Here is a 23,292-nt window from a genome sequence, read left to right on the forward strand (position 1 = left end):
GGCACGCGCCACGGACAGTCCGTCCTTCCTTTTCCGGCTCGACTCGACACCTGGTCGACAGATTCCGTCGCGTAACCAAAAGGCAACAACGGAATCACTTGTTGGCATGGGGTGCCTCTGTCAGGATCGGCACTCAAATCGAGCTGGAGCTACGCCACCCGGCCTCGCGGAGAAGCGGGGCGAAGGCGGAGGAGAGCGACATGCAGAACCCGGGCACCGCCACCCCGGACCGGTCCGACCGGTTCCCCGCGCGGGAACGCTTCGCGGAGGGCGCCCAGTACATCGCGGGGAGCCTCAGGAAGGGCACGTCCGGACGGACCCACGCCGTGGTCGATCCGTCCTCCGGGGAAGTGGTCCACTCCTACGAACTGGCCTCCACCGCGGACGTCGACGAGGCCGTCGCGGCGGCCCGCGCCGCCTTCCCCGCGTGGGCGGGCGCCACCCCGGGCGAGCGCTCCGACGCCCTGCACCGTTTCGCCGCCGTGCTCGCCGAGCGCGCGGAGGACTTCGCCCGCGCCGAGTCCCTCCAGTGCGGCAAGCCGCTGAAGCTGACCCGGGAGTTCGACGTCCCGGGCACCATCGACAACACGGCCTTCTTCGCGGGCGCGGCCCGGCACCTCGCGGGGCAGTCCGCGGGGGAGTACTCGGGGGACCACACCTCGTACGTACGGCGCGAGCCCATCGGGGTCGTCGGCTCCATCGCGCCCTGGAACTACCCGCTCCAGATGGCCGCCTGGAAGATCCTCCCGGCGATCGCCGCGGGCAACACCGTCGTGCTCAAGCCCGCCGAGCTCACCCCGCTGACCTCGCTGCTGTTCGCGCGGGCCGCCACCGACGCCGGCATCCCGGACGGGGTCGTCAACATCGTCACCGGGACCGGGAAGGAGGCCGGTGAGCACCTCGTCGGCCATCCGGACGTGGCCATGACGTCGTTCACCGGCTCCACCGCCGTCGGCCGGCGCGTCGCCGAGATCGCCACCGCCTCGGTGAAGCGGCTGCACCTGGAGCTCGGCGGGAAGGCCCCGTTCGTGGTCTTCGACGACGCCGACCTGGAGGCCGCCGTCCAGGGCGCCGTCGCGGGCGCCCTCATCAACACCGGGCAGGACTGCACGGCCGCCACGCGCGCGTACGTGCAGCGGCCCCTCTACGAGGCGTTCGTGGAGCGGACCGCCGCGCTCATGGAGACCGTCCGGCTCGGGGACCCGTTCGCCCCGGGCACCGACCTCGGGCCGCTGATCTCGCACGTCCAGCGCGACCGGGTGGCCGCCGTCGTCGACCGGGCGCGCGCCTACGCGCGCGTGGTGACCGGAGGCGAGGCCCCCCTGGGAGAGCTCGGGAACGGCGCGTACTATCTCCCCACTCTCATCGCGGACGCGGCGCAGGACAGCGAGGTCGTGCAGGCCGAGATCTTCGGCCCGGTCCTGGTCGTCCTCCCCTTCGACAGCGACGACGAGGGGATCCGGCTGGCCAACGACACGCCCTACGGTCTGGCCGCCTCCGCGTGGAGCCGGGACGTCTACCGGGCGAACCGGGCGACGCGCGAGATCAAGGCCGGATGCGTGTGGGTCAACGACCACATCCCGATCATCAGCGAGATGCCCCACGGCGGATACAAGGCGTCCGGCTTCGGCAAGGACATGTCGGCGTATTCGTTCGAGGAGTACACGCAGATCAAGCACGTTATGTTCGACAACACCGCGGTGGCCCGGAAGGCCTGGCACCGCACCGTCTTCGGGGACTGTTAGCCACGACCGGCCGCCGACCGCGGCCGACCTCCCGAAAGGGCACCACGCGCATGGAGCAGTACGAGCCCGACCCCCTGTCACCGGTCCAAGCGGCCGCGATCCGGCGCAGCCTCCGCAACGGCAGGGCGGCCCTCACCCGCCGGTCCCTGCTGCGCGCCTCCGCGGGCGGCGCCCTGGTGCTGGGCGGCGCCGGCGCGCTCGGCGGCTGCGGGATCCCCGCGGCCGGGAAGACCGAGGGCGGCACGTCCGCCGAGGACCACTCGGCCCAGGAGAAGACCGTCAGCTTCTCCAACTGGACCGAGTACATGGACGTCGACGACAGCGGCAAACGCCACCCCACGCTGGAGGCGTTCACGAAGAGGACCGGCATCAAGGTCACGTACACCGAGGACATCAACGACAACAACGAGTTCTTCGGCAAGATCAAGCCGCAGCTCGCCGCGGGCCAGGACACCGGCCGCGACCTCGTCGTCCTCACCGACTGGCTCGCCGCCCGCCTCATCCGCCTGGGCTGGGTCCAGAAGCTCGACCCCTCCCACCTCCCGCACGCCTACGCCAACCTGTCGAGCCAGTTCCGCAGCCCCGACTGGGACCCGGGACGCGCCTACTCCTACCCCTGGCAGGGCATCTCGACCGTCATCGCCTACAACAAGAAGGCCCTCGACGGCGTCGAGGTGACGTCGGTCTCCGATCTGCTCGACAACCCCAGGCTCAAGGGCCGCGTCGGCTTCCTCACCGAGATGCGCGACAGCGTCGGCATGACGCTGCTCGACATGGGCAAGGACCCGGCCGACTTCACCGACGACGACTACGACGCGGCCATCGCCCGCCTCCAGAAGGCCGTGGACAGCGGCCAGATCCGCCGTTTCACCGGCAACGACTACACCTCGGACCTCTCCAGCGGCGACTTCGCCGCCTGCATCGCCTGGGCCGGCGACGTCGTACAGCTCAAGGCGGACAGTCCCGACATCGACTTCGTCATCCCCGACAGCGGCTACATGACGTCCACCGACGCCCTGCTGATCCCCAACAAGGCGCGGCACAAGACGAACGCCGAGCGGCTCATCGACTACTACTACGAGCCGCAGCCCGCCGCCGAGCTCGCCGCCTACATCAACTACGTCTGTCCCGTCGACGGTGTGCAGGCCGAGCTCGCGAAGATCGACGAGGACGCGGCGGACAATCCGCTGATCATCCCCGACCAGGCCATGCAGGCCAAGTCCCACGCCTTCCGCTCCCTGAGCTCGAAGGAAGAGACGGCCTACGAGGCGAAGTTCGCGAAGCTCACTGGGGCGTGACGACGATGAAGACCACAGACAGCGGCGGCGACGTCCGCCTCTCCGGCATCAGCAAGACCTACGGCGCCTTCACCGCCGTCCAGCCGCTCGACCTGACCGTCCCGCAGGGCTCGTTCTTCGCCCTGCTCGGCGCCTCCGGCTGCGGCAAGACCACCACCCTGCGCATGATCGCCGGACTGGAGGAACCTTCCTCCGGCACCGTGCACCTCGGCGACCAGGACGTGACGGCGCTGCCGCCCTACAAGCGGCCGGTGAACACCGTCTTCCAGTCCTACGCCCTCTTCCCGCACCTCGACATCTTCGAGAACGTCGCCTTCGGCCTGCGCCGGCGCGGCATCAAGTCGGTGAAGAAGCAGGTCGAGGAGATGCTCGACCTCGTGCAGCTCGGCGAGCAGGCGCGCAAGAAGCCGCACCAGCTCTCCGGCGGCCAGCAGCAGCGGGTGGCCGTCGCCCGCGCGCTCATCAACCACCCCAAGGTGCTCCTCCTCGACGAGCCCCTCGGCGCCCTCGACCTCAAGCTGCGCCGCCAGATGCAGCTGGAGCTCAAGCGCATCCAGACCGAGGTCGGCATCACCTTCGTCCACGTCACGCACGACCAGGAGGAGGCCATGACCATGGCCGACACGGTCGCCGTGATGAACGCGGGCCGCGTCGAGCAGCTCGGCTCGCCCGCCGACCTCTACGAGAACCCCGGGACGACGTTCGTCGCCAACTTCCTCGGCACCTCCAACCTCATCGAGGCCGAGGTCGACTCCCGCAGCGGCGACGACCTCGTGCTCAAGGCGGGGGACGGCAAGCTGGTCCTGCCCGAGGCGCGATGTTCCGCGCCCACGACGACCGGCGGCAAGGTCCTGGTCGGCGTCCGCCCCGAGAAGATCTCCCTCACCCCCGCCGACGACGCGGGCGAGGTCCCCGAGGGCCGCAACCGCATCACCGGCACCATCGCCGCCACGTCGTTCATCGGCGTCTCCACGCAGTACGTCGTCGACAGCTCGGTCTGCCCCGGGTTCGAGGTCTACGTCCAGAACGTCGACCGCGACCCCCGTCTCGCCCCCGGCGCCGAGGTCGTCCTGCACTGGAACCCCGCCCACACCTTCGGTCTGGACGCCGCCCAGGACATCGACGCCGGCACCGAGGAAGAGGCAGCGCTCTGATGGCGACGCTCACCGAGGCGCCCCCGCCCCTGTCCCCGGCACCCGTGAAGGCGAAGCCGCCCCGCCGGCGCGGGCGCTGGACGCCGTACTGGCTGCTGCTGCCCGGCCTGCTCTGGCTGGTCGTGTTCTTCGCGCTGCCGATGATCTACCAGGCCTCCACGTCCGTGCAGACGGGCTCCCTGGAGGAGGGCTACCGGGTCACCTGGCACGTCGCGACCTACTGGGACGCGCTCGGCGAGTACTGGCCGCAGTTCCTGCGCTCGGTGGCCTACGCGGCCGCCGCGACCGTGCTGTGCCTGGTGCTCGGCTACCCGCTGGCCTACCTGATCGCCTTCCGCGCGGGACGCTGGCGGAACCTGATCATGATCCTGGTGATCGCGCCGTTCTTCACCAGCTTCCTGATCCGCACCCTCGCCTGGAAGACGATCCTCTCGGACGGCGGCCCGGTGGTCGGCGCGCTCGACGCGCTGCACGTCCTGGACGTCACCGGCTGGCTCGGCTGGACCTCCGGCGACCGGGTGCTGGCCACCCCGCTGGCGGTGGTGTGCGGTCTGACGTACAACTTCCTGCCGTTCATGATCCTGCCGCTGTACACCTCGCTGGAGCGCATCGACGGACGGCTGCACGAGGCGGCCGGCGACCTGTACGCCAAGCCCCTCACGACCTTCCGGAAGGTCACCTTCCCGCTGTCGATGCCGGGCGTGGTCTCCGGCACGCTGCTGACCTTCATCCCGGCGGCCGGCGACTACGTCAACGCCGAACTCCTCGGCTCCACCGACACCCGCATGATCGGAAACGTCATCCAGACCCAGTTCCTGCGGATCCTGGACTATCCGACGGCGGCCGCCCTGTCGTTCATCCTCATGGCGGCGATCCTCCTCATGGTCACCTTCTACATCCGCCGGTCCGGGACGGAGGACCTGGTCTGATGCCCTTCGTCACCTGGCTCAGGAGAAACCTCGTCGTCCTCGCGGGACTCCTGACACTCGCCTACCTCCTGCTGCCGAACGTCGTCGTCACCGTGTTCTCCTTCAACAAGCCGAAGGGGCGCTTCAACTACGCGTGGCAGCAGTTCTCCACGGACGCCTGGCAGGACCCCTGCGGCGTCGCCGGGATGTGCGGCTCGCTGTCGCTCAGCCTCCAGATCGCCTTCTGGGCGACGCTCGGCGCCACCGCCCTCGGCGCGATGATCGCCTTCGCGCTCGTCCGCTACCGCTTCCGCGCGCGCGGCGCCGTCAACTCGCTGATCTTCCTGCCCATGGCGATGCCCGAGGTCGTCATGGCGGCCTCGCTGCTCACCCTCTTCCTCAACATGGGCGCGCAGCTCGGCTTCTGGACGATCCTGATCGCCCACATCATGTTCTGCCTCAGCTTCGTCGTGACGGCGGTCAAGGCGCGCGTCATGTCCATGGACCCCAGGCTGGAGCAGGCGGCGCAGGACCTGTACGCCGGACCGTTCCAGACGTTCTGGCGCGTCACCCTGCCGATCGCGGCCCCCGGGATCGCCGCGGGCGCGCTGCTCGCCTTCGCGCTCTCCTTCGACGATTTCATCATCACCAACTTCAACGCGGGCTCGGCCGTCACCTTCCCCATGTTCGTCTGGGGCTCGGCACAGCGCGGAACGCCCGTCCAGATCAACGTCATCGGCACGGCGATGTTCCTCGTCGCCGTCCTGCTGGTGCTGGCCTCCACGGCCGTCGGCAACCGCCGCGGCAAGCAGCAGGCATAAACCCCGTAGGGAGTTGAAATCATGGCCCCGAGCGCCATGAGCAGTGGCGAAAACACCAACTGGACGAAGTCCCTCTCCGAAGCCCAGCCGGTCCCGTACTGGCTGGAAGACCCCGGCAGGCCCCGCCCGGAGCCCGCGCTCACCGGCGCCGAGACCTGCGACCTGCTGGTCGTGGGCGGCGGCTACAGCGGCCTGTGGACCGCGCTCATCGCCAAGGAGCGCGATCCCCAGCGGGACGTCGTGCTGCTGGAGGGCCGCGAGGTGGGCTGGGCCGCCTCGGGCCGCAACGGAGGCTTCTGCGCGGCCTCCCTCACCCACGGCCTGGCCAACGGGCTCGCCCGCTGGCCGGACGAGATCCACCGGCTCCAGGAGCTCGGCGAGCGCAACCTCGACGAGATCGAGGCGGCGATCGCCCGCCACGGCATCGACTGCGACTTCGAACGCACCGGCGAGATCGACGTCGCCACCGAGACCTACCAGGCGTGGGAACTGCGGGACTGGTACGAGGAACTCGAACGCCGGGGCCTGGCCGCCGGGGTCGAGTTCCTCGACGCCGACGCCGTCCGCGAGCAGGTGAACTCCCCGACCTTCGAGGCCGGCCTGTACGACCGCCGGGGCGTGGCCATGCTGCACCCCGCCAGACTCGCCTGGGGCCTGAAGCGGGCCTGCGTCCGCCTCGGCGTCCGCGTCCACGAGCACACGCCCGCGCTGACCCTGAAGCCGTACGGCGCCGGCCTGGCCGTGCGCACCCCCTACGGGCAGGTCCGCGCCCGCCAGGTCGCGCTCGGCACGAACATCTTCCCCAGTCTGGTCCGGCGGGTGCGGTCGTACACCGTCCCGGTCTACGACTACGCCCTGATGACCGAGCCGTTGACCGCCGATCAGCTCGCTTCGGTCGGCTGGAAGAACCGGCAGGGGCTCGGGGACTCGGCCAACCAGTTCCACTACTTCCGGCTGTCCGCCGACAACCGGATCCTGTGGGGCGGCTACGACGCGATCTACCCCTACGGGGGCCGGGTGCGCGCCGAGTACGACGACCGGCCGGAGACCTACGCCAAGCTCGCCGGGCACTTCTTCACCTGCTTCCCGCAGCTGGAGGGCGTCCGCTTCACGCACGCGTGGGGCGGCGCGATCGACACCTGCTCGCGCTTCTCGGCGTTCTTCGGCACGGCCCACCAGGGCAGGGTCGCCTACGCCGCCGGGTACACCGGGCTCGGCGTCGGCGCGACCCGGTTCGGCGCCGAGGTGATGCTGGACCTGCTGGCGGGGGAGAGCACCGAGCGCACCTCCCTGGAGATGGTCCGCAAGAAGCCGCTGCCCTTCCCGCCCGAGCCCTTCGCCTGGACCGGCATCGCCCTCACCAAGTGGTCGCTGGCGAGGGCGGACGCGCACGGCGGGCGGCGCAACCTGTGGCTCCGGACGATGGACCGGCTGGGGCTCGGCTTCGACAGCTGACGGCCGCGGCGGCGGGTGTGGCTCCGGGCGCAGCCGCGGGTACGGCTCCGGGCACCGCCCGGTACGGCTCCGGACACCGCCGCGGTACGGCTCCGGGCGTCGCCCCGGTACGGTTCCGGGCACCGCCGAGCTCGGGCTCCGGGCAGCGCTGCGGTACGGCTCCGGGCACCGCCCCGGTACGGTTCCGGCCGCCGCCCCGGCACGGCTCCGGGCACCGCCGAGTTCTGACTCCGGGCACCGCCGCGTGGTCCAGCCGGTTCACCCCAACGAGTGGCCGCGATCCGCGTAATGCCCGCCGGGGGACCTCCCTCTCCCTCGTGACGCGAACGCGTCCACGACAGACAAGGGAGGTCTCCTCATGGCTGGGGCGAAGACGGCCGTCGCATGGCTCGCATCCGTCGCACCGGATCCCGGGGCCTGCCGCCGGGAATGGGAGCGCAACCCCCGAGGGGTCGCCCTGCTGCCCGCGGGCAGGGCCTGGGACGTACTCATCCTGCCGGGCCGACTCGGCTGTCCCACGCTCGACGTGCTCACCCGCCTCCTCGGCCGGCCCGGCCCGGTACTGGCCGGCTTCGGCGACGACCGGCTGGGCTTCCTCGTCCCGCCGGGGACGGCCGCCCGCTGGATCGGCACCGGTGTCAGGGCGGCCGGGGCCGGCACCTGGATCGTCGTGCCCCACCCGGGCCGCACGACCGGCACCGTCCGCTGGCTCGTCCCCCCGGACGCCTCCGGCACCCTGACCGACCCGGCCCTCCTCGAACTGGCCATGCACGAGGCGGCGGCGGGCCCGGCGGGGTATCCGAGGCCGGGGGGCCGGACGGCGGGTCCGCCGCCGGGGGCCCCGGGCAGGTGAGCCCTGCCCGTGCCGCCGGTTCAGGCCGGTCGCCCGGCCGGTCGCTTGGGCGGTCGCCCAGTCGGTCGCCCGGCCGGTCGCCCAGGCGGCCTGTCCCGGCCCGCCGCCCGGGCCGGTCGTCTGGGCGACCGGCCCTCGCCTGTCCTGGGTGCCGCTTGCTCTCCGGCGGGTTGCCTGGGGCGTCGGTCGGGCCGTCAACCCGGGCCGTCGACTTGGGCCGGTCGTCTGGGTCATCGGCCCTCGCCGGCACCCCGCGCCGCTTGCTCTCCGGCGGGTTGTTCGGGTCGTGGGTTGGGGCTTGTCGCGTGGGTCGTCGGTCGGGCCGTTGGTCCGGGCCGCCCGCCGGGCCGTCGGCCCTCGCCTGTCCTCGGTGGCGCTTGCCCTTCGGCCGGTTGCCCGGGCCGTCGGTCGGGGGCCGTCGTCCGGGCTGGTTGTTGCGGCCCGGACGACGGGGGCCTTGGCCCGGCGGGCGGCCCGCCCCTGCCCTCGGGCTCCCTGGCCCGGCGGGCGGCTCGCCCGGGTTACTCGGTGGTCGTGGCCTTCAGGGCCAGCCACAGTTCCATCCGTACGTCCGGGTCGTCCAGGGAGCGGCCGAGGATCTCCTCCACGCGGCGCATGCGGTAGCGGAGGGTGTGGCGGTGGACGCCCAGGTCGGCCGCCGCGGCGTCCCACTGGCCGTGGCGGGAGAGCCAGGCGCGCAGGGAGGCGACCAGGTCGCCCCGGCCGGTCGCGTCGTGTTCGTGGAGGGAGCGCAGCAGACCGTCGGCGAAGGCCCGCACCGCGTCGTCCGCGAGGAGGGGGAGGACCGAGCCCGCCGCGAGCCGCTCGTGCTCGACGAGGACCCGGCCGCGGCGGCGGGCCACCGACAGGGCCTGCTCGGCCTGCTTGTACGCCCCGGCCGCGGCGATCGGACCGGACGGCGCGGACAGGCCGACGACCGGCTCGTCGTCGTCGCCGTCGCGCCCGCCCGCCGAGGACCGGGCGTTCTCCAGGGCGGCCGCGTACCGCAGGCACGCCGCCACGGCCGCGCCGCCGTCCGCGGCCAGCGCCACCAGCCGGTCGCCCTCGGGCACGACCAGCACGGCCTCCCCGGACCGGGCGGCCGCCGACTCCACGACCTCCGCGAGGTCCCCGGCCGCCTCCCCGGCGCCGGCCGCCGCGCGTGCGTGCGCCGGCTCGGCCACGATCACCCGGAAGGGGGCGTCGAGCAGACGGCCGTACAGGTCCCCGGCGACAGCCCGGGCGTGGTCCGGCTCGCCCGCCAGGAGCATGCGCAGCACCGCCGCGCCGATGCGCTGCTCGGCCGCGTGCAGCGAGCGGGAGCGTTCCGTGGTGAGGGTGAGCAGGGCGATCGCCGAGTGCACGGCGTACCGCTCCGCCGTGCCGAGCGCCGACGCCGTCCCGACCGCGAGGGCGGCGCGCGGCCGGCGGCCGGTGCCCAGGGAGTGCAGTTCGACCCGGTCGTCGTGGTCGGAGAACTCCGGTCCGCCGGCCACCACCGAGGCGGGCGCCGGACGCTCCCGCAGCCGTTCCACCTCGGCCGTGAGCCGCGCCGCGCGCCGCCCCGCCCACTCGGGCGCGGCCGCGACGACGGCTCCCGAGGCGTCGTACAGCGCGGCCCACCCGTCGACGTGGGTGGCGAGCGAGGCCAGCAGCCCCTCGGGCCCGTCCGTCAGCGCCTGCCTGGTCAGCTCGCGCTGGGCCGCGAACCCCGCCGTCACCGCCCGGTACTGGTCGGCCGCGATCGCCGCCGACACCGCCTTGCTGATCGCGAGGAAGGGCGTGCGGCGGGGTACCTCCAGCAGGGGCATGCCCACCTCCTCGGCGGCGTCCACGAGCGCCTTCGGGGTCTCCTCGTAGGCGACGCCGACGGCGAAACCGAGCCCCACCACGCCCGCCCCGGCCAGGCGCTTCACATAGCGCCGCATGGCCTGGGGGTCCTCCGCGTCCAGCTTCAGCGCGGTGATCAGCAGCAGCTCCCCGCCCTCCATGTACGGCACGGGATCGGCGAGCTCACTGACGTGGGCCCAGCGCACCGGGACGTCCAGGCGGTCCTCGCCCGCCCGCACGGTCAGCTTCAGCGCGGAGTGGTGGACGAGCGAGGCGAGCGTCGGGGGCATGGGGCCTTCAGGTCTGCGGGGCGGTCGTCGGCGGGATCCTCCGCGTCGTGCGAGGAGGATCCGCCCGGTACGGGGATGCTCCGCGTCGTGCGCGTGATCCCCTGCGGAATCCTCCCCGTCGACCGCGCGATCTTTTGGCCGCTTCGTATGAAGGGCCTGGGTCGATTCTGCCTCACTGGAGGAGTGTCCCGCGTCTCCTGTCAGCCCCGCAGGGACCCGGGCCCGGCCCCGCAGGTCGTCGGGCCCGGCCCCGCGGGTCCCCGGGCTCAGCTCCGCAGGTCCACCAGCAGCGGCGGCGCGTGCTCGCCCCCGACGGTCGTCAGGGACAGCACCGCGTGCCCCGGCGGCACCTCGTGCGCCAGCTGCGACGCCGACCACCGCTCCCGCTCGACCTGGCGCACCGTCACCGCGTCCGTGGTCACGGCCTTGCCCGTGACCAGCTTGCGCAGGGCGTGGATCGCGCGGGTCATCGGCTGGTCCGCGAAGACGGTGTGCCGGGCGACCTCCGTCGTCTCCACCCACTCGGTGCCCCAGGTCTGCGCGAACCGGCTGCCGTCCCAGGTGGTGATGCCGGAGAACGCCATCCGGCAGCCCACCGCCGCGTACAGCGGCCCGTGCAGCGCCTCGGGGACGTCGGCGACGGTCCGCAGCGTCAGCACCACGCCCGCGTTCCGTGCCCGCAGCCGCTGGATCCGGCGCACCGAGTCCGCGGTGACCGTCCCCGTCGCGTCGTCGAGGACCAGGCAGGCGAAGTGCGCCCGCCGCCCCTCCCGCACGACGGCCTGGAACTGGGCGAGGACGAGCCGGGTGAGCAGCCGGGCGGCCTCCTCGTGGCCGCGCTCGGGCAGGTCGATCCGGACCCGCAGCGGGTGGTGGGCGACGGCGCGGAGCGAGAACGGCCGGTGCGCGCCGGCCTCCGCCCCGCCCGGACCGCCGGTCCCGCCGCCGAAGAAGCCGGCGAACACCGGCCGGTTCAGCAGCGCGAGCCGGTCGGCGAGCGCGCGGCCCGCGTCGCCGGGCACGCCGGTCTGCCGTACCCGCGCGTCCAGTTCGCGGCGCATGACCTCGTCACCGGCCACGGCCTCCCGCAGCGCCGACAGCGTCGCCGGCTCGCCCTCCAGCAGCTCGCGCAGGACCGGCAGGGCGGGGAAGCGGCCGTACGCGGCCCGGTAGGGGCCGAGCAGCTGGGCGAGCGCGGTGGCCGCGCTCTGGCCGTTCACCGTGTCGAGGTCGCCCACCAGCGCCTCGGCGAGCACGGCGGCCGCCTCGTCGGGGTCGTCGCACTCCGCGTACGGGTCCAGGTCGTGGACGGACGAGGGATCCCCGATCCGTACGATCACGTCGAACGCGGAGTCGGAGCCGAGCGGGCTCCCCGGGGAGGAGACCGCGACGAGCGCGCAGCTCCCGGTCAGCGCCTGGAGGGCCAGCGCCTCGGTCAGCGGCTCGACGAGCGTCCGCGTCTTGCCCGAGCCGGACGGTCCGACCGCCAGCAGCGAGGTGCCCAGCGCCTCCGGCCCGAGCGCGGCGCCCGCGTCGTGGTAGGGGAGGGGGGCGCGCTCGGCGGCGACCCAGCGGCCGATGCGCACCTGGCCGGCCAGCAGGTCGTGGCGGGCGCCGCGCCGGGGCAGGTCGCGGTCGCCGGAGGGGTGCGTCCAGGCGGCGCCCCCCTCCCGCAGGACCGTCTGCCGGAAGTCCGGCCGCCGCGCCGCCCACGCGCGCGTGACGCGCGCGCAGTCCACGTCGTTCATCCGCCCGGCCGCGACCTCGGCGGTCAGGACGTCCGCCGCCTCGTACTCGCCGGCGTCCCGCAGCTCGGGCCACTGCGCGCGCGGCCGCTCCACACCCGCGGGCGCGGTGCCGCCGGGGGCCGTGCGGCGGGCGGCGAGCCGCCCCTTCAGGTACGGCCACCAGCCGCCGAGCACCGCGAACGGCCACACCACCAGCAGCGTGATCACCGTGTACAGGAAGTCGGTGAAGGTGGGGGAGGCGAACAGCTCGTAGCTGCCGGAGACCAGGACGATCAGCGAGAACAGCGGCTCGACGACCGGCAGGGCGTCCCAGCCGACCCCGGGGAACGCGTCGGGGAAGACGAGGCTCAGCGCGGCCAGCGCGCACAGCAGGCCGAGCAGCGCCCGGACCGGCTGCGGCCGCCGTCCGACGACATGGCGCGCGGCGGCCGCCCAGCCGCCCAGCCGGCCCATCACCCACAGCAGGACGGCGAAGAACACCCCGTCGTAGACCACCCGGGCCTCGGCGCCCTCCATGGTGCGCGCGGAGGCGATCGTGCCGCCCCACCACCAGTCGTCCGGTGTGAACACGCGCAGCAGCGAGAACTGGTACGGGACGGCGCCGCGCCGCCACAGCGACCACAGCACCAGGGCGACCACCAGCGGGATCAGCATGCCGACGACCGTGACGGGCGCCAGCCGCTCCGCCGCCCGCGCGGCCTTCGGCAGCCGGTACCCGAACCGCCAGACACCGGGCCGCGCGGCCGGCCGCTCCTCGTTCAGCCAGGCGGCCACGGCGGAGGAGGGCGGCGAGGGCGGCGAGGGAGGAGAGGGCGGCGAGGGAGGAGTGGGAGGCGAGTGGGGCGAGGACGGCTGCGCGGCGTGCGCGGCCTGTGCGGCGTGCGCACCCTGCCCGGCCCGCCCGGCCTCCTGGCCCCACGGGCCGCGCCGGTCCGGCTCGGCCGCGCCGGTCCACCCGGCCGCCGTCCGTGGCGCCGCACCCGGCGGACCGGACGGCCGCGGCGGCACCACGGGCGGCTCCGGCCGCGTCCCCGGGAGTCCCGGTGGTGTCGCCGGGGGTACTGCCGGGGGTCCCGGTGGTGTCGCCGGGGGTACTGCCGGAGGTCCCGGCGGTGTCGCCGGGCGTCCCGTCGGCCCGGCCGGGGGCTCCGGCGGCGCCCCCGCGGGGCGCTGAGGCGGCCCCGCCGGACGCGGCACAGGATTCGCGTGCGTACCCCGTGCGTCCTGCGTCCCGTCGCTGTCCATCGCCCTTGCCCCCTGACCAGCCGCTCCGTCCGTCATCGCCGAGTCAATCTAACGCCCCGGCAGGAAGAGTCCACCGTTCACACGGCCGGGGCGGCCGCCCGGCGGGGGCGGGGGCCTGCCGGGCGACTATGTCCACCGCGGACAACCGGCACCGCCGACAACGCCCACATGGAGCATGCCGACCCTCCGTCCGTCGCCCTAGCCTGCGAGAAGAGAGCACTGTGTCCGCCGCACGCACCTCCGGAGAACCCCGGACCGCGCACCCCGCCGGACCACCCGGTACGCAAGACCATCCCGGACCACCCGGTACGCAAGACCATCAGGGAGCACCCCATGACCGCACTTCCGCAGGAGCGCCGCGTCGTCACCGCCATCCCCGGCCCGAAGTCGCAGGAGTTGCAGGCCCGGCGTACCGCCGTGGTCGCGCAGGGCGTGGGTTCCGTGCTGCCGGTGTTCACCGCGCGCGCGGGCGGCGGCATCATCGAGGACGTCGACGGCAACCGCCTCATCGACTTCGGCTCCGGCATCGCGGTGACCAGCGTGGGCGCGTCCGCCGAGGCCGTCGTACGCCGTGCCTCCGCGCAGCTCGCCGACTTCACCCACACCTGTTTCATGGTCACCCCCTACGAGGGCTACGTGGAGGTCGCCGAGGCCCTCGCCGAACTCACCCCGGGTGACCACGCCAAGAAGTCCGCGCTGTTCAACAGCGGCGCCGAGGCCGTCGAGAACGCCGTGAAGATCGCCCGCGCGTACACCAAGCGGCAGGCGGTCGTCGTGTTCGACCACGGCTACCACGGCCGGACCAACCTCACCATGGCGCTGACGGCGAAGAACATGCCGTACAAGCACGGCTTCGGCCCGTTCGCGCCCGAGGTCTACCGCGTCCCGGTCGCCTACGGCTACCGCTGGCCGACCGGTGCCGAGAACGCCGGCCCGGAGGCCGCCGCGCAGGCCATCGACCAGATCACCAAGCAGGTCGGCGCGGACAACGTGGCCGCGATCATCATCGAGCCGGTGCTCGGCGAGGGCGGCTTCATCGAGCCGGCCAAGGGCTTCCTGCCGGCGATCCGGCAGTTCGCCGCGGACAACGGCATCGTCTTCGTCGCCGACGAGATCCAGTCCGGCTTCTGCCGCACCGGCCAGTGGTTCGCCTGCGAGGACGAGGGCATCGTCCCCGACCTGATCACCACCGCCAAGGGCATCGCGGGCGGTCTGCCGCTCGCCGCCGTCACCGGCCGCGCCGAGATCATGGACGCCGCCCACGCGGGCGGCCTGGGCGGCACCTACGGCGGCAACCCGGTGGCCTGCGCGGGCGCGCTCGGCTCGATCGAGACGATGAAGGAGCTGGACCTCAACGCCCGGGCGAAGAACATCGAGGCGATCATGAAGGGCCGCCTCACCGCCATGGCCGAGAAGTTCGACGTCATCGGCGACGTGCGCGGCCGCGGCGCGATGATCGCCATCGAGCTGGTCAAGGACCGTACGACCAAGGAGCCGAACCCCGAGGCGACCGCCGCGCTCGCCAAGGCCTGCCACCAGGAGGGACTGCTGGTCCTGACCTGTGGCACCTACGGCAACGTGCTGCGCTTCCTGCCGCCGCTGGTGATCGGCGACGACCTGCTGGGCGAGGGGCTCGACATCATCGAGCAGGCCTTCGCCGGTATCTGAGCGGGCCCTGTGCGCCCGGTCCGGGAGCCACGGAATTCCGGGCCGGGCAGAGCGTGTGAAGAAGGTGTGCGAGGTGGATGGCGGGTGCCGGATCGCCCTGTCGTCCCGGCAGTCACTGCCGTAGGTTCTCCCCAGATGAGAGATACACCCCACCCGCGGGCGACCACGGGTGGACCCGGGCCGGAGCCTCCCCAGCTTCGACCTGGTCGTGCCTCGCGCACACCGACGGAGCCTCTGGCTCCGGATCTCCTCACCGATCGGACAGTCGTCCGCCCCAGACCCCCCGGGGCGGCCGGCGCCCCGGTCCGGACGGCCACCTCGGAACCATCCCCCCTGTTCCGGGGTGGCCGACCTCCTTCTCCGGTACAGACCACGGAAGACCGACCCCGGACGCGCTCCGGGGTCTTCGTCATGCCTCCGGGGCGGCCCGCGGCTCCCGGCAGCCCTTCCCGCCCCCGCCTGGCAAGCTGGGCTCCATGTCGACCCGCCTCCGCCGGCGGACCGAGCACGCGTCCGCGTCGCCGGACGCCGGGACTCCGGCTCCGCGCCCCGGCCTCCTCGCCCTCCTGTTCGGTCTGCCCGCCCTTCTCTTCACGCTGCTCACCTGGCAGGTCGTCGCCGATGGCCCGCTGCTGCGGGCGGACGAACGCCTCAGCCGGGCGCTCGTCCACCGGGACCGGGTCTGCGAACTCCTCGCCGACCTGGGCAACGTGTCGGTCGCGGTGCCCGTGCTGGTACTGGTCGTCTGGTACACCGCCCGGAGGGGGAGGGCCGCGGGCGTCGGGCGCTGGTGGCTGCCGCCCGTCGGCGTGGCGGTGCTGATGGCGCTGCTGCCGCTGATCGTGCTCCCGCTGAAGGAGTGGACGGACCGGCCGGGCACGCCCGCCGTGCCGCCGGCCACCGGCTACTACCCCTCCGGGCACACGGCGACGGCGGCCCTCGCCTACGGCTCCGCCGCCCTGGTCCTGCTGCCCTGGCTGGTCACCGCGCTCGCGCGCCGCGCGGTCGCCGCCACGGCCGCCGCCCTCGTCGCCGCCGTCTCCTTCGGGCTGGTCCGCCAGGGCTACCACTGGCCGCTGGACGTGGTGGCCAGCTGGTGCCTCGGCGTGGCGCTGCTGGGCGCCCTGTGGCTGCTGCTGCGACGCCTCGCACGGTAACCGCATGCCCGCATGCCCGCACGCCGGGCCACCGGTCGGGGTATCCGCGGTGAGCGGCGCGTGCCGGGCGGTGCGCCCGCCGTCCGTGCGCGCACCCTGGCTCGTCTGGGCGGGCACCCCGGCCGGTCAGCACCCCGGCTCGTCCGTGCGAGCAGCCTGGCCCGTCCGGGCGCGCACCCCGGCCCGCCCGGGGCGCGCTCCGCCCACCGGCGGGCGAGCGACCGCGCCGAGCCGCCGACCGGGCCTCCGCGTCGCCCCGGGCGCGGGGGATGTGTCCGTGTCGAGCCGTGCGCCGGGCCCCGGTGCCGAGCCGCCGCGCCGGGCCCCTCCGCGGCCGTCCGGTTGCCGGACGACCGCGTCCAGCCGTGGGCGGACCGTACCCGGTACCTGTCCCGGCCGTGCCCGGCACTTGTCCCGGCCGTGCGCGCGCCCTGGGCGCCTCCCCTGACCGCGTCGAGGCGGTGCAGTCCCGGCGCAGGAGGGGCTCGGCACCCGGCGCGGTACCCGCGTCACACGGTCGGCCGTGCCCCGCCGACCATGCCAAAGCGGCGCATCCACGGCCCGTACCACTACGTCCCGGACAAACGCCCTTCCGCCTCCCCGCCCCTACGGTGGACGAGGAAAACCAGCACACCCCCTACGCGGAAGGGCCGGGACTCGACTATGACTTCCACCCACGCCTTCTGGCTCGCCGGCCGCCAGGCCACCGGCGAGGACAGCTTCGACGTCACCTCGCCGTGGGACGGCCGTCTCGTCGGCCGGGTCAGCGTGCCGACGGACGCGCAGGTCGAGGAGGCCGTGGCCGCCGCGTACGCCGTGCGGGACGAGTTCGCCGCCACCCCGGCCCACGTCCGTGCCGCCGCCCTGGACCACGTCAGCAAGCGGCTCGTCGAGCGCACCGAGGAGATCGCGCAGCTGATCTCCGCCGAGAACGGCAAGCCGATCAAGTGGGCGCGCGGCGAGGTCGGCCGGGCGGTCTCCGTCTTCCGGTTCGCCGCCGAGGAGGCCCGCCGGTTCAACGGCGGCGAGGCCCAGCGGCTCGACACCGACGCCGGCGGCCAGGGCCGTCTCGCCCTCACCCGGCGCTTCCCCAAGGGCGTCGTGCTCGGCATCGCGCCGTTCAACTTCCCGCTGAACCTGTGCGCCCACAAGGTCGCCCCGGCGATCGCGGCGGGCGCGCCGATCATCCTGAAGCCGGCCCCCGCCACCCCGCTGTCCGGTCTGGTCATCGGTGAGCTGCTCGCCGAGACCGAGCTGCCCGCCGGCTCCTGGAGCATCCTGCCGGTCGCCAACGACCGCATGCCCGCCCTGGTCCAGGACGAGCGGCTGCCGGTCATCTCCTTCACCGGCTCCGAGAAGGTCGGCTACGCGATCATGGACTCGGTGCCGCGCAAGCACTGCACCCTGGAGCTGGGCGGCAACGGCGCGGCCGTCGTCCTCGGCGACTGGGCGAGCGACGCCGACCTCGACTGGGCCGCCACCCGCATCGCCACGTTCTCCAACTACCAGGGCGGCCAGTCCTGCATCTCCGTGCAGCGGGTGATCGCCGACGCGTCGGTGTACGACCGGCTGCTGCCGCGCATCGTCGCCGCCGTCGAGGCGCAGGCCACCGGCGACCCGTCCGACGACGGCACCGACGTCGGCCCGCTGGTCAGCGAGGACGCGGCCAAGCGCGTCGAGACCTGGGTGGACGAGGCCGTCGCCGCGGGCGCGACCCTGCTCACCGGCGGCAAGCGCGACGGAGCCTCCTACGCGCCGACCGTCCTCACCGACGTACCGGCGGACGTCACCATCGCCTGCGAGGAGGTCTTCGGGCCGGTCCTCACCGTGCGCAGGGTGGACGGCGAGGCCGAGGCGTTCGACGCCGTCAACGACTCCAAGTACGGCCTCCAGGCGGGCGTGTTCACCCACGACCTCCAGGTCGCCTTCCGCGCCCACCGCGCGCTGGAGGTCGGCGGTGTCGTGATCGGCGACGTCCCGTCCTACCGCGCCGACCAGATGCCGTACGGCGGCGCCAAGCAGTCCGGGGTGGGCCGCGAGGGCGTGCGGTTCGCCATGGACGACTACACCTACGAGCGCGTTCTGGTCCTCACCGGGCTCGCCCTCTAGCCCGCTCGACGAAGCCCCGAAGGGGCCCGGCACCGGAGAACTCCGGTGCCGGGCCCCTTCTCCGCGTCGGCCTGGTCCGGACCCTCAACCGGAGAAGCCGACGAGCGCGAGCCGCAGCGGGCCGCGCAGCCTGATCCGCAGATCGCGCACCCCGTCCGCGGTGAACGGGGCGTCGAGGGTGGTGTAGTCGTACGGGCCCGGCGTGGGCGTGCCGAGCGTCAGCACCGCCGGGGCCGTACCGCCGTCCAGGAAGACCTCGACCGTGCCCTCGCCGGCCACCTCCACGCTCACCGCCGTGGTGCCGCTCCCGAAGTCGCAGGCGCGGTAGAGCAGCTCGCCCGTGCCGCCGGCCGTCGGCGTCACCGCGTCCCCCGCCGTCTTGGACCGGTCCACGATCTCGGTCCCGCTCTGCTCGTCGAAGCCGACGGCGGCCAGCCCCTCGCGCAGGACGGGACGCGGGGCGCCCGCCTCGCCGTCGAGCGTCACCGTCGCCCGCAGCCGGACGTCCTCGCTGGACGCGCCGACCAGCAGGTCGTACGGGCCCGGTTCGAGGCGCGGACCGCCCCGGGCCACGTCGAAGAACGCGAAGGCGGACAGCGGCACCTCGAAGGAGACCTCCCGCCGCTCGCCCGGGGCCAGCGTGAGCCGGCGGTGGTCCAGCAGCTCACGGCGCGGGCGGGGGACCGACGGCTCCACCGCGCGGACGTAGAGCTGGGCGACCTCGTCGGCGGTCACCTCCCCCGTGTTGGTCACCGTGAAGGAGACCCGCGCCGCGTCCTCGCCGACGGCCACCGCCAGGCCGGCGTAGGCGAAGGACGCGTAGGACAGGCCGTGCCCGAACGGGAACAGCGGGGTGCCCTCGAAGTACAGGTACGTCTGGCGGGAGCCGATCACGTCGTAGTCGAGCAGGTCGGGCAGGTCCGCGTCGTCGGCGTACCAGGTCTGCGGCAGCCGGCCCGCCGGGGAGACGTCACCGGCCAGCACCCGCGCCAGGGCGGTCCCCGCGGCCTGCCCGCCGTGCGCGGTCCACACCACCGCGGACAGGTGCTCCGGCTCGACCGCGTACGGGTACGCCGACGTCAGCACCAGCACCGTGCGCGGGTTCGCGGCGCGGGCCGCCGCCAGCAGGCGCTCCTGGTGCGGCGGCAGCCGCAGGGTCGTACGGTCCTCGGTCTCCCGGCCGTTGATGTGCGGGTCGTTGCCCGCCACCACCACGACCACGTCGGCCTCGGCGGTGACCCGGGTCACCGCGTCCTCGCCGCTCTCGACGACGACGATCTCGAAGACCTCGGGATCCTCCTCGGCAACCTTCACGCCGTCGGCGGTGACAGAGACGTGGCGACCCGTTCCCAGGTGCCGCAGGAGGTGACCGTTCCCATGGGCTTCGAGGCGGAACGTCTCCTGCACCACCCAGCCGCCGGGCTGGTCGGCGGAGGCGCGCAGGAAGCCGTCGTCGGCGACCGAGAGGTACCGGCCGTCGGGCGCGCGCAGGGTGAGGACGCCCTCCCCCCAGTCGGCCAGCGCCAGCTCGGTGCCGGAGGCGTCGGTGGTGAGCGGGGGCAGGTCGGTGCGGCCGGCGAGCAGCGCCGGGTCCAGGGCGCCCTCGGCGCCGCGCGCCGCGTCGGCGGCCTCGGGGGCGGGCGGCACCGCCAGGAAGGCTCCCGCGGCGGTCCTCAGCAGGACCCGGTCGACGCCCTCGGCGAACTCCACCCGCTCGGCGCCGAACCGCTCGTACAGCCCCTCCAGCGGGGTGGAGCGGTGGATCAGGGTGCCGCTGTACCAGTCGAGCTTGCACTCGTCGGCGAGCAGGCCGACCACGGCGAGCCGGGTGCCGGCGGCCAGCGGCAGCACGCCGTCGTTGCGCAGCAGCACCACGGCCTGCTCGGCGGCCTCCCGGGCGAGGGCCCGATGGTCCGGGGTGTCGAACGCGCCGGTGCCCGCGTGCGGGTCCTCGCCCGGGTCGAACTCGCCGAGCCGGAAGCGGACCGAGAGCTGGCGGCGGACCGCCGTGTCGACGTCGGCCTCGGTCAGCAGGCCCCGCTCCAGGGCGCCCCGCACCCGCGCGGTGATCTTCGAGCCGTCCGTGCCGTGGTCGGTGAAGCTGTCCACGCCGGCGGTCAGCGAGGCCGCCGTCGCCTCCTCGTGGGTGTCGAAGTAGTGCTCGGAGTCGACCAGGTTGGAGGGGGCGCCCGCGTCCGAGCAGACCAGCAGCTCCTCCTCCGTCCAGGTCCGCAGCTGCTCCCGCAGGTAGGGGGAGACGTGGTTGGGGCGGCCGTTGACCAGGTTGTACGCGGGCATCACGCCGGCCACCGCGCCCGCCTCGACCGTCTCCCGGAAGGCGCGCAGGTCGTACTCGTGCAGCACGCGAGGGCGGACCGAGGAGGACGTGACGTCCCGGCCGGTCTCGTTGTTGTGGGCCAGCCAGTGCTTGAGGACCGGGGCCGTGCGCCAGTACGTCGGATGTCCGCCGCGCAGACCGTGCGTGTAGGCGGTGGCGATGGCGGAGGTGAGCTTCGGGTCCTCCGAGTAGCCCTCCTCGTTGCGGCCCCACAGGGGGTGGCGCAGCAGGTTGACCGTGGGCGCCCAGATGTTGAGGCCGACGCGCTCGTCCCGGGCCCGCATCGCGCGCACCTCCCGGGAGACGGCCTCGCCGACCCGGCGCACCAGCTCCGGGTTCCAGGTCGCGCCCAGCCCCACGGCCTGCGGGAACACGGTCGCCGGGCCCATCCACGCCACGCCGTGCAGCGCCTCCTGGCCGGTGCGGAACCCGGCGAGGCCGAGCCGCTCCACGGCCGGGGCGAACTGGTGCAGGAAGGAGACCTTCTCGTCCAGGGTCAGCCGCGACAGCAGATCGTCGATGCGCTTCGCGAACGGCAGGTGCGGATCGCGGAAAGGCGGCGTGGGCGGCGTGGGTGCGGTCACGTGGTGATCCCTTTGCACTGGAGCGAGCAGTCGCTTTCGAAGCGCTTCGATGCTCATTCGGGGGCAGGGCGGGTGTCAAGACATCCCTCGGCAACAACTCCGACTCATAGGCTGCATTTCAAGCCGTACATGAGTGTGCACCGAACCCGCACACCTCGGAGGAATCTTGGAAGCGACCCTTGTGCACCCCCATCCCTTCACTTAACCTCGCAGCAACATCGAAGCGCTTCGACGATTCTTCCGGTGTACGGGGTCGCCGCCACGGGGCGGGTAATCCTCCGACGACCGGGGACGGGGACCGCTTCAGCTCAGCCAGTTCCACTCGAGACACCGCAGCCGACGGCCACCGCCGGGTGTCCTGGTGCGCCATGAAGGGTTGACGCAATGACGCCGAACGCCGCTTCCCCCTCTTCTGGTCCTTCCGGGCCCAGCCGGAGAAGCTTCCTCGCCTCCACGGCGGTCGCCACCGCAGCGGTGGCCGGAGGGATGCCGTTGCTCGCCGCCTGCGGCGGCACGGACAGCGGGTCGCGCGACGGCACCACCTCGGGCAAGGACGCCAAGAAGCTCCTGCCGGCCTACGTCGCCTCCCACGTGGTGACGCCCGACATCCCGTCCAAGAACGGCTCCTCGATCGGCTTCACCAGCAAGCTGGACCTGGCGAACCTCAAGACCTCGGTGCCGAAGAAGCTGGGCAAGGGCGGCAAGGTCACCGTCATGTCGCCGTTCTGGGGCTCGCCGCCGAAGGCCGACAACGCCTACTACACGTCGATGAACGACCTGATCGGCGTCGACGTCGTCTGGCAGAACCAGGACGGCAACACCTACGACCAGAAGCTGGGCGCGGTCCTCGCCTCCAGCGACGTGCCGGACGTCGTGGTCGTCCCCGGCTGGAACATGACCGGCAAGATACCCAGCGCGATCATCAGCAAGTTCGCCGACCTGGGCCCCTACCTCTCGGGCGACGCCGTCAAGGAGTACCCGAACCTCGCCGCGATCCCCACCGACGCCTGGCAGCGCTCCCTCTTCGGCGGCGCGCTGCGCGGCCTGCCGATGCCGTCGTCGTACGTCTCCAACATCGTTCCCCTCTACCGCAAGGACATCTTCGACAAGGAGGGGTACGCGGTCCCCACCACCGCCGCCGAGTTCTACGCCCTGGCCAAGGAGATCACCAACGCCAAGGCCAAGCGGTGGGCCTGCCTCGACATGAAGTGGACCGCCTGGAACATGTTCGGCGTCCTCTCCGGCGACGAGAAGGCGCTCGGCTGGAACGTCGTCGACGGCAAGCTGATCAACCGCATCGAGACCCAGGAGTACCTGGAGGCGATCGAGTGGACGCGCAAGCTGTTCGCCGACGAACTCGTGCACCCCGACGCCGAACTGGGCAAGAGCAACGCCACCGACCCGGGACCGAAGTTCGCGGCCGGCGAGTTCCTCATCTACAACCAGGACATCTCGCAGTGGTACAGCCGCACCGCCGAACAGGCCGCCCAGAACCCGGAGTTCCAGGTGTGGGGCATGGACCTCTTCGCCCACGACGGGGGCACCCCCACCTTCTGGGCCAAGAACCCGGCCAGCATCTTCGCCTTCGTCAACAAGAAGGCGTCCGAGGCGGTCGTCCGTGACGCGCTGGCCGTCGCCAACGTCACTGCCGCGCCGTACGGCACCAAGGAGTTCATGATGACCAACTACGGCGTCGAGGGCACCCACTACACCCTCAAGGACGGCGTCCCGGTCAAGAACGACCAGGGCAACATCGACGTGCTGAACGCCTACGTGATGATCGCCAGCCCCGCCTCGACCCTCGCCCACCCCGACTTCCCCGAGGTCGCCAAGGGACAGGTCGAGTGGCAGCAGAGGGTCGGCGCCCACACCAAGAAGTCCTCCTTCTACGGCATGCAGATCACCGAGCCCGCCCGCTACACCAACCTCATGAACGACTTCGAGCAGCTCGAGGACGACATCATCCGCGGCCGCAAGAAGATCTCCGACATGCAGCAGGCCGTGTCCGACTGGAAGAGCAAGGGCGGCGACAAGCTGCGCGACTGGTACCAGAAGCTGCTCGACGACAACGGCTCGTCGGCGAGCTGAC

14 protein-coding genes are annotated in these 23,292 nt (G+C 73.1%); 11 read left to right on the forward strand and 3 right to left on the reverse strand.

All coding sequences use genetic code 11. The features are described from left to right. The first annotated feature begins 200 nt into the window (after nucleotides 1-200). From ACZ3KJ_RS29715 to ACZ3KJ_RS29745, 7 genes are all read left to right on the forward strand, one after another. Nucleotides 201-1,745, forward strand: coding sequence for a gamma-aminobutyraldehyde dehydrogenase (locus ACZ3KJ_RS29715; RefSeq protein WP_467531470.1), 1,545 nt, complete (start codon nucleotides 201-203; stop codon nucleotides 1,743-1,745). Between the two features lie 50 nt (nucleotides 1,746-1,795). Beyond that, nucleotides 1,796-3,043 carry a polyamine ABC transporter substrate-binding protein gene (locus ACZ3KJ_RS29720; protein ID WP_467531471.1) on the forward strand — a complete coding sequence of 416 codons (1,248 nt, stop codon included), beginning with the start codon at nucleotides 1,796-1,798 and terminating at the stop codon, nucleotides 3,041-3,043. Then, a complete protein-coding gene (locus tag ACZ3KJ_RS29725) occupies nucleotides 3,040-4,197 on the forward strand; it encodes an ABC transporter ATP-binding protein (RefSeq protein WP_467531472.1) in 1,158 nt (385 codons plus the stop codon). Before ACZ3KJ_RS29720 ends, ACZ3KJ_RS29725 begins: the two co-directional genes overlap by 4 nt. Then, nucleotides 4,197-5,126: an ABC transporter permease gene (locus tag ACZ3KJ_RS29730; RefSeq protein ID WP_467531474.1), complete on the forward strand. Its 930-nt coding sequence runs from the start codon at nucleotides 4,197-4,199 to the stop codon at nucleotides 5,124-5,126. The genes ACZ3KJ_RS29725 and ACZ3KJ_RS29730 overlap by 1 nt, the downstream gene beginning before the upstream one ends. After that, the gene (locus tag ACZ3KJ_RS29735; RefSeq protein ID WP_467531476.1) at nucleotides 5,126-5,926 is read left to right on the forward strand and encodes an ABC transporter permease; all 801 of its coding nucleotides are present in this window, start codon (nucleotides 5,126-5,128) and stop codon (nucleotides 5,924-5,926) included. The genes ACZ3KJ_RS29730 and ACZ3KJ_RS29735 overlap by 1 nt, the downstream gene beginning before the upstream one ends. Nucleotides 5,927-5,947: 21 nt before the next feature. Continuing rightward, a complete protein-coding gene (locus ACZ3KJ_RS29740; protein WP_467531478.1) occupies nucleotides 5,948-7,381 on the forward strand; it encodes an NAD(P)/FAD-dependent oxidoreductase in 1,434 nt (477 codons plus the stop codon). Nucleotides 7,382-7,739: 358 nt separating this feature from the next. Continuing rightward, nucleotides 7,740-8,234 carry a hypothetical protein gene (locus ACZ3KJ_RS29745; RefSeq protein ID WP_467531480.1) on the forward strand — a complete coding sequence of 165 codons (495 nt, stop codon included), beginning with the start codon at nucleotides 7,740-7,742 and terminating at the stop codon, nucleotides 8,232-8,234. Nucleotides 8,235-8,755: 521 nt separating this feature from the next. Here ACZ3KJ_RS29745 and ACZ3KJ_RS29750 read toward each other — a convergent pair. Next, the gene (locus ACZ3KJ_RS29750) at nucleotides 8,756-10,354 is read right to left on the reverse strand and encodes a PucR family transcriptional regulator (RefSeq protein ID WP_467531482.1); all 1,599 of its coding nucleotides are present in this window, start codon (nucleotides 10,352-10,354) and stop codon (nucleotides 8,756-8,758) included. Nucleotides 10,355-10,620: 266 nt separating this feature from the next. Further along, nucleotides 10,621-12,876 carry an ATP/GTP-binding protein gene (locus ACZ3KJ_RS29755; protein ID WP_467531484.1) on the reverse strand — a complete coding sequence of 752 codons (2,256 nt, stop codon included), beginning with the start codon at nucleotides 12,874-12,876 and terminating at the stop codon, nucleotides 10,621-10,623. A gap of 804 nt (nucleotides 12,877-13,680) precedes the next feature. On the opposite strand from ACZ3KJ_RS29755, the gene gabT reads away from it, so the two are divergent. From gabT to ACZ3KJ_RS29770, 3 genes are all read left to right on the forward strand, one after another. Continuing rightward, nucleotides 13,681-15,015 (forward strand): 4-aminobutyrate--2-oxoglutarate transaminase, encoded by a 1,335-nt coding sequence (gene gabT / locus ACZ3KJ_RS29760; protein ID WP_389520177.1) that lies wholly within the window; start codon nucleotides 13,681-13,683, stop codon nucleotides 15,013-15,015. Between the two features lie 476 nt (nucleotides 15,016-15,491). Next, nucleotides 15,492-16,172, forward strand: a complete 681-nt coding sequence (locus ACZ3KJ_RS29765; protein WP_467531486.1) for a phosphatase PAP2 family protein — start codon at nucleotides 15,492-15,494, stop codon at nucleotides 16,170-16,172. Between the two features lie 663 nt (nucleotides 16,173-16,835). Next, on the forward strand, nucleotides 16,836-18,281 hold the full coding sequence (locus tag ACZ3KJ_RS29770) for an aldehyde dehydrogenase family protein (protein WP_389520173.1): 1,446 nt from the start codon (nucleotides 16,836-16,838) through the stop codon (nucleotides 18,279-18,281). Between the two features lie 84 nt (nucleotides 18,282-18,365). Here the strand turns inward: ACZ3KJ_RS29770 and ACZ3KJ_RS29775 are convergent, their stop codons facing one another. Next, nucleotides 18,366-21,203: a glycoside hydrolase family 3 C-terminal domain-containing protein gene (locus ACZ3KJ_RS29775; protein ID WP_467531488.1), complete on the reverse strand. Its 2,838-nt coding sequence runs from the start codon at nucleotides 21,201-21,203 to the stop codon at nucleotides 18,366-18,368. A 384-nt stretch (nucleotides 21,204-21,587) separates the two neighbouring features. Here ACZ3KJ_RS29775 and ACZ3KJ_RS29780 point away from each other — a divergent pair, with 384 nt between their 5' ends. Continuing rightward, entirely contained in the window at nucleotides 21,588-23,291 is a 1,704-nt protein-coding gene (locus tag ACZ3KJ_RS29780; protein WP_467531490.1) for an extracellular solute-binding protein, read from the forward strand. Nucleotide 23,292 lies beyond the last annotated feature (1 nt).

It is taken from the genome of Streptomyces sp. NPDC003248 (assembly GCF_055563235.1).

Excerpts from the sequence above, each read along its gene's own strand:
- ACZ3KJ_RS29715 (WP_467531470.1), top strand. The coding sequence starts at position 201 with ATGCAGAACCCGGGCACCGCCACCCCGGACCGGTCCGACCGGTTCCCC.
- ACZ3KJ_RS29720 (WP_467531471.1), top strand. The coding sequence starts at position 1,796 with ATGGAGCAGTACGAGCCCGACCCCCTGTCACCGGTCCAAGCGGCCGCG.
- ACZ3KJ_RS29730 (WP_467531474.1), top strand. The coding sequence starts at position 4,197 with ATGGCGACGCTCACCGAGGCGCCCCCGCCCCTGTCCCCGGCACCCGTG.
- ACZ3KJ_RS29735 (WP_467531476.1), top strand. The coding sequence starts at position 5,126 with ATGCCCTTCGTCACCTGGCTCAGGAGAAACCTCGTCGTCCTCGCGGGA.
- ACZ3KJ_RS29740 (WP_467531478.1), top strand. The coding sequence starts at position 5,948 with ATGGCCCCGAGCGCCATGAGCAGTGGCGAAAACACCAACTGGACGAAG.
- ACZ3KJ_RS29745 (WP_467531480.1), top strand. The coding sequence starts at position 7,740 with ATGGCTGGGGCGAAGACGGCCGTCGCATGGCTCGCATCCGTCGCACCG.
- ACZ3KJ_RS29750 (WP_467531482.1), bottom strand. The coding sequence starts at position 10,354 with ATGCCCCCGACGCTCGCCTCGCTCGTCCACCACTCCGCGCTGAAGCTG.
- gabT (WP_389520177.1), top strand. The coding sequence starts at position 13,681 with ATGACCGCACTTCCGCAGGAGCGCCGCGTCGTCACCGCCATCCCCGGC.
- ACZ3KJ_RS29765 (WP_467531486.1), top strand. The coding sequence starts at position 15,492 with ATGTCGACCCGCCTCCGCCGGCGGACCGAGCACGCGTCCGCGTCGCCG.
- ACZ3KJ_RS29770 (WP_389520173.1), top strand. The coding sequence starts at position 16,836 with ATGACTTCCACCCACGCCTTCTGGCTCGCCGGCCGCCAGGCCACCGGC.
- ACZ3KJ_RS29780 (WP_467531490.1), top strand. The coding sequence starts at position 21,588 with ATGACGCCGAACGCCGCTTCCCCCTCTTCTGGTCCTTCCGGGCCCAGC.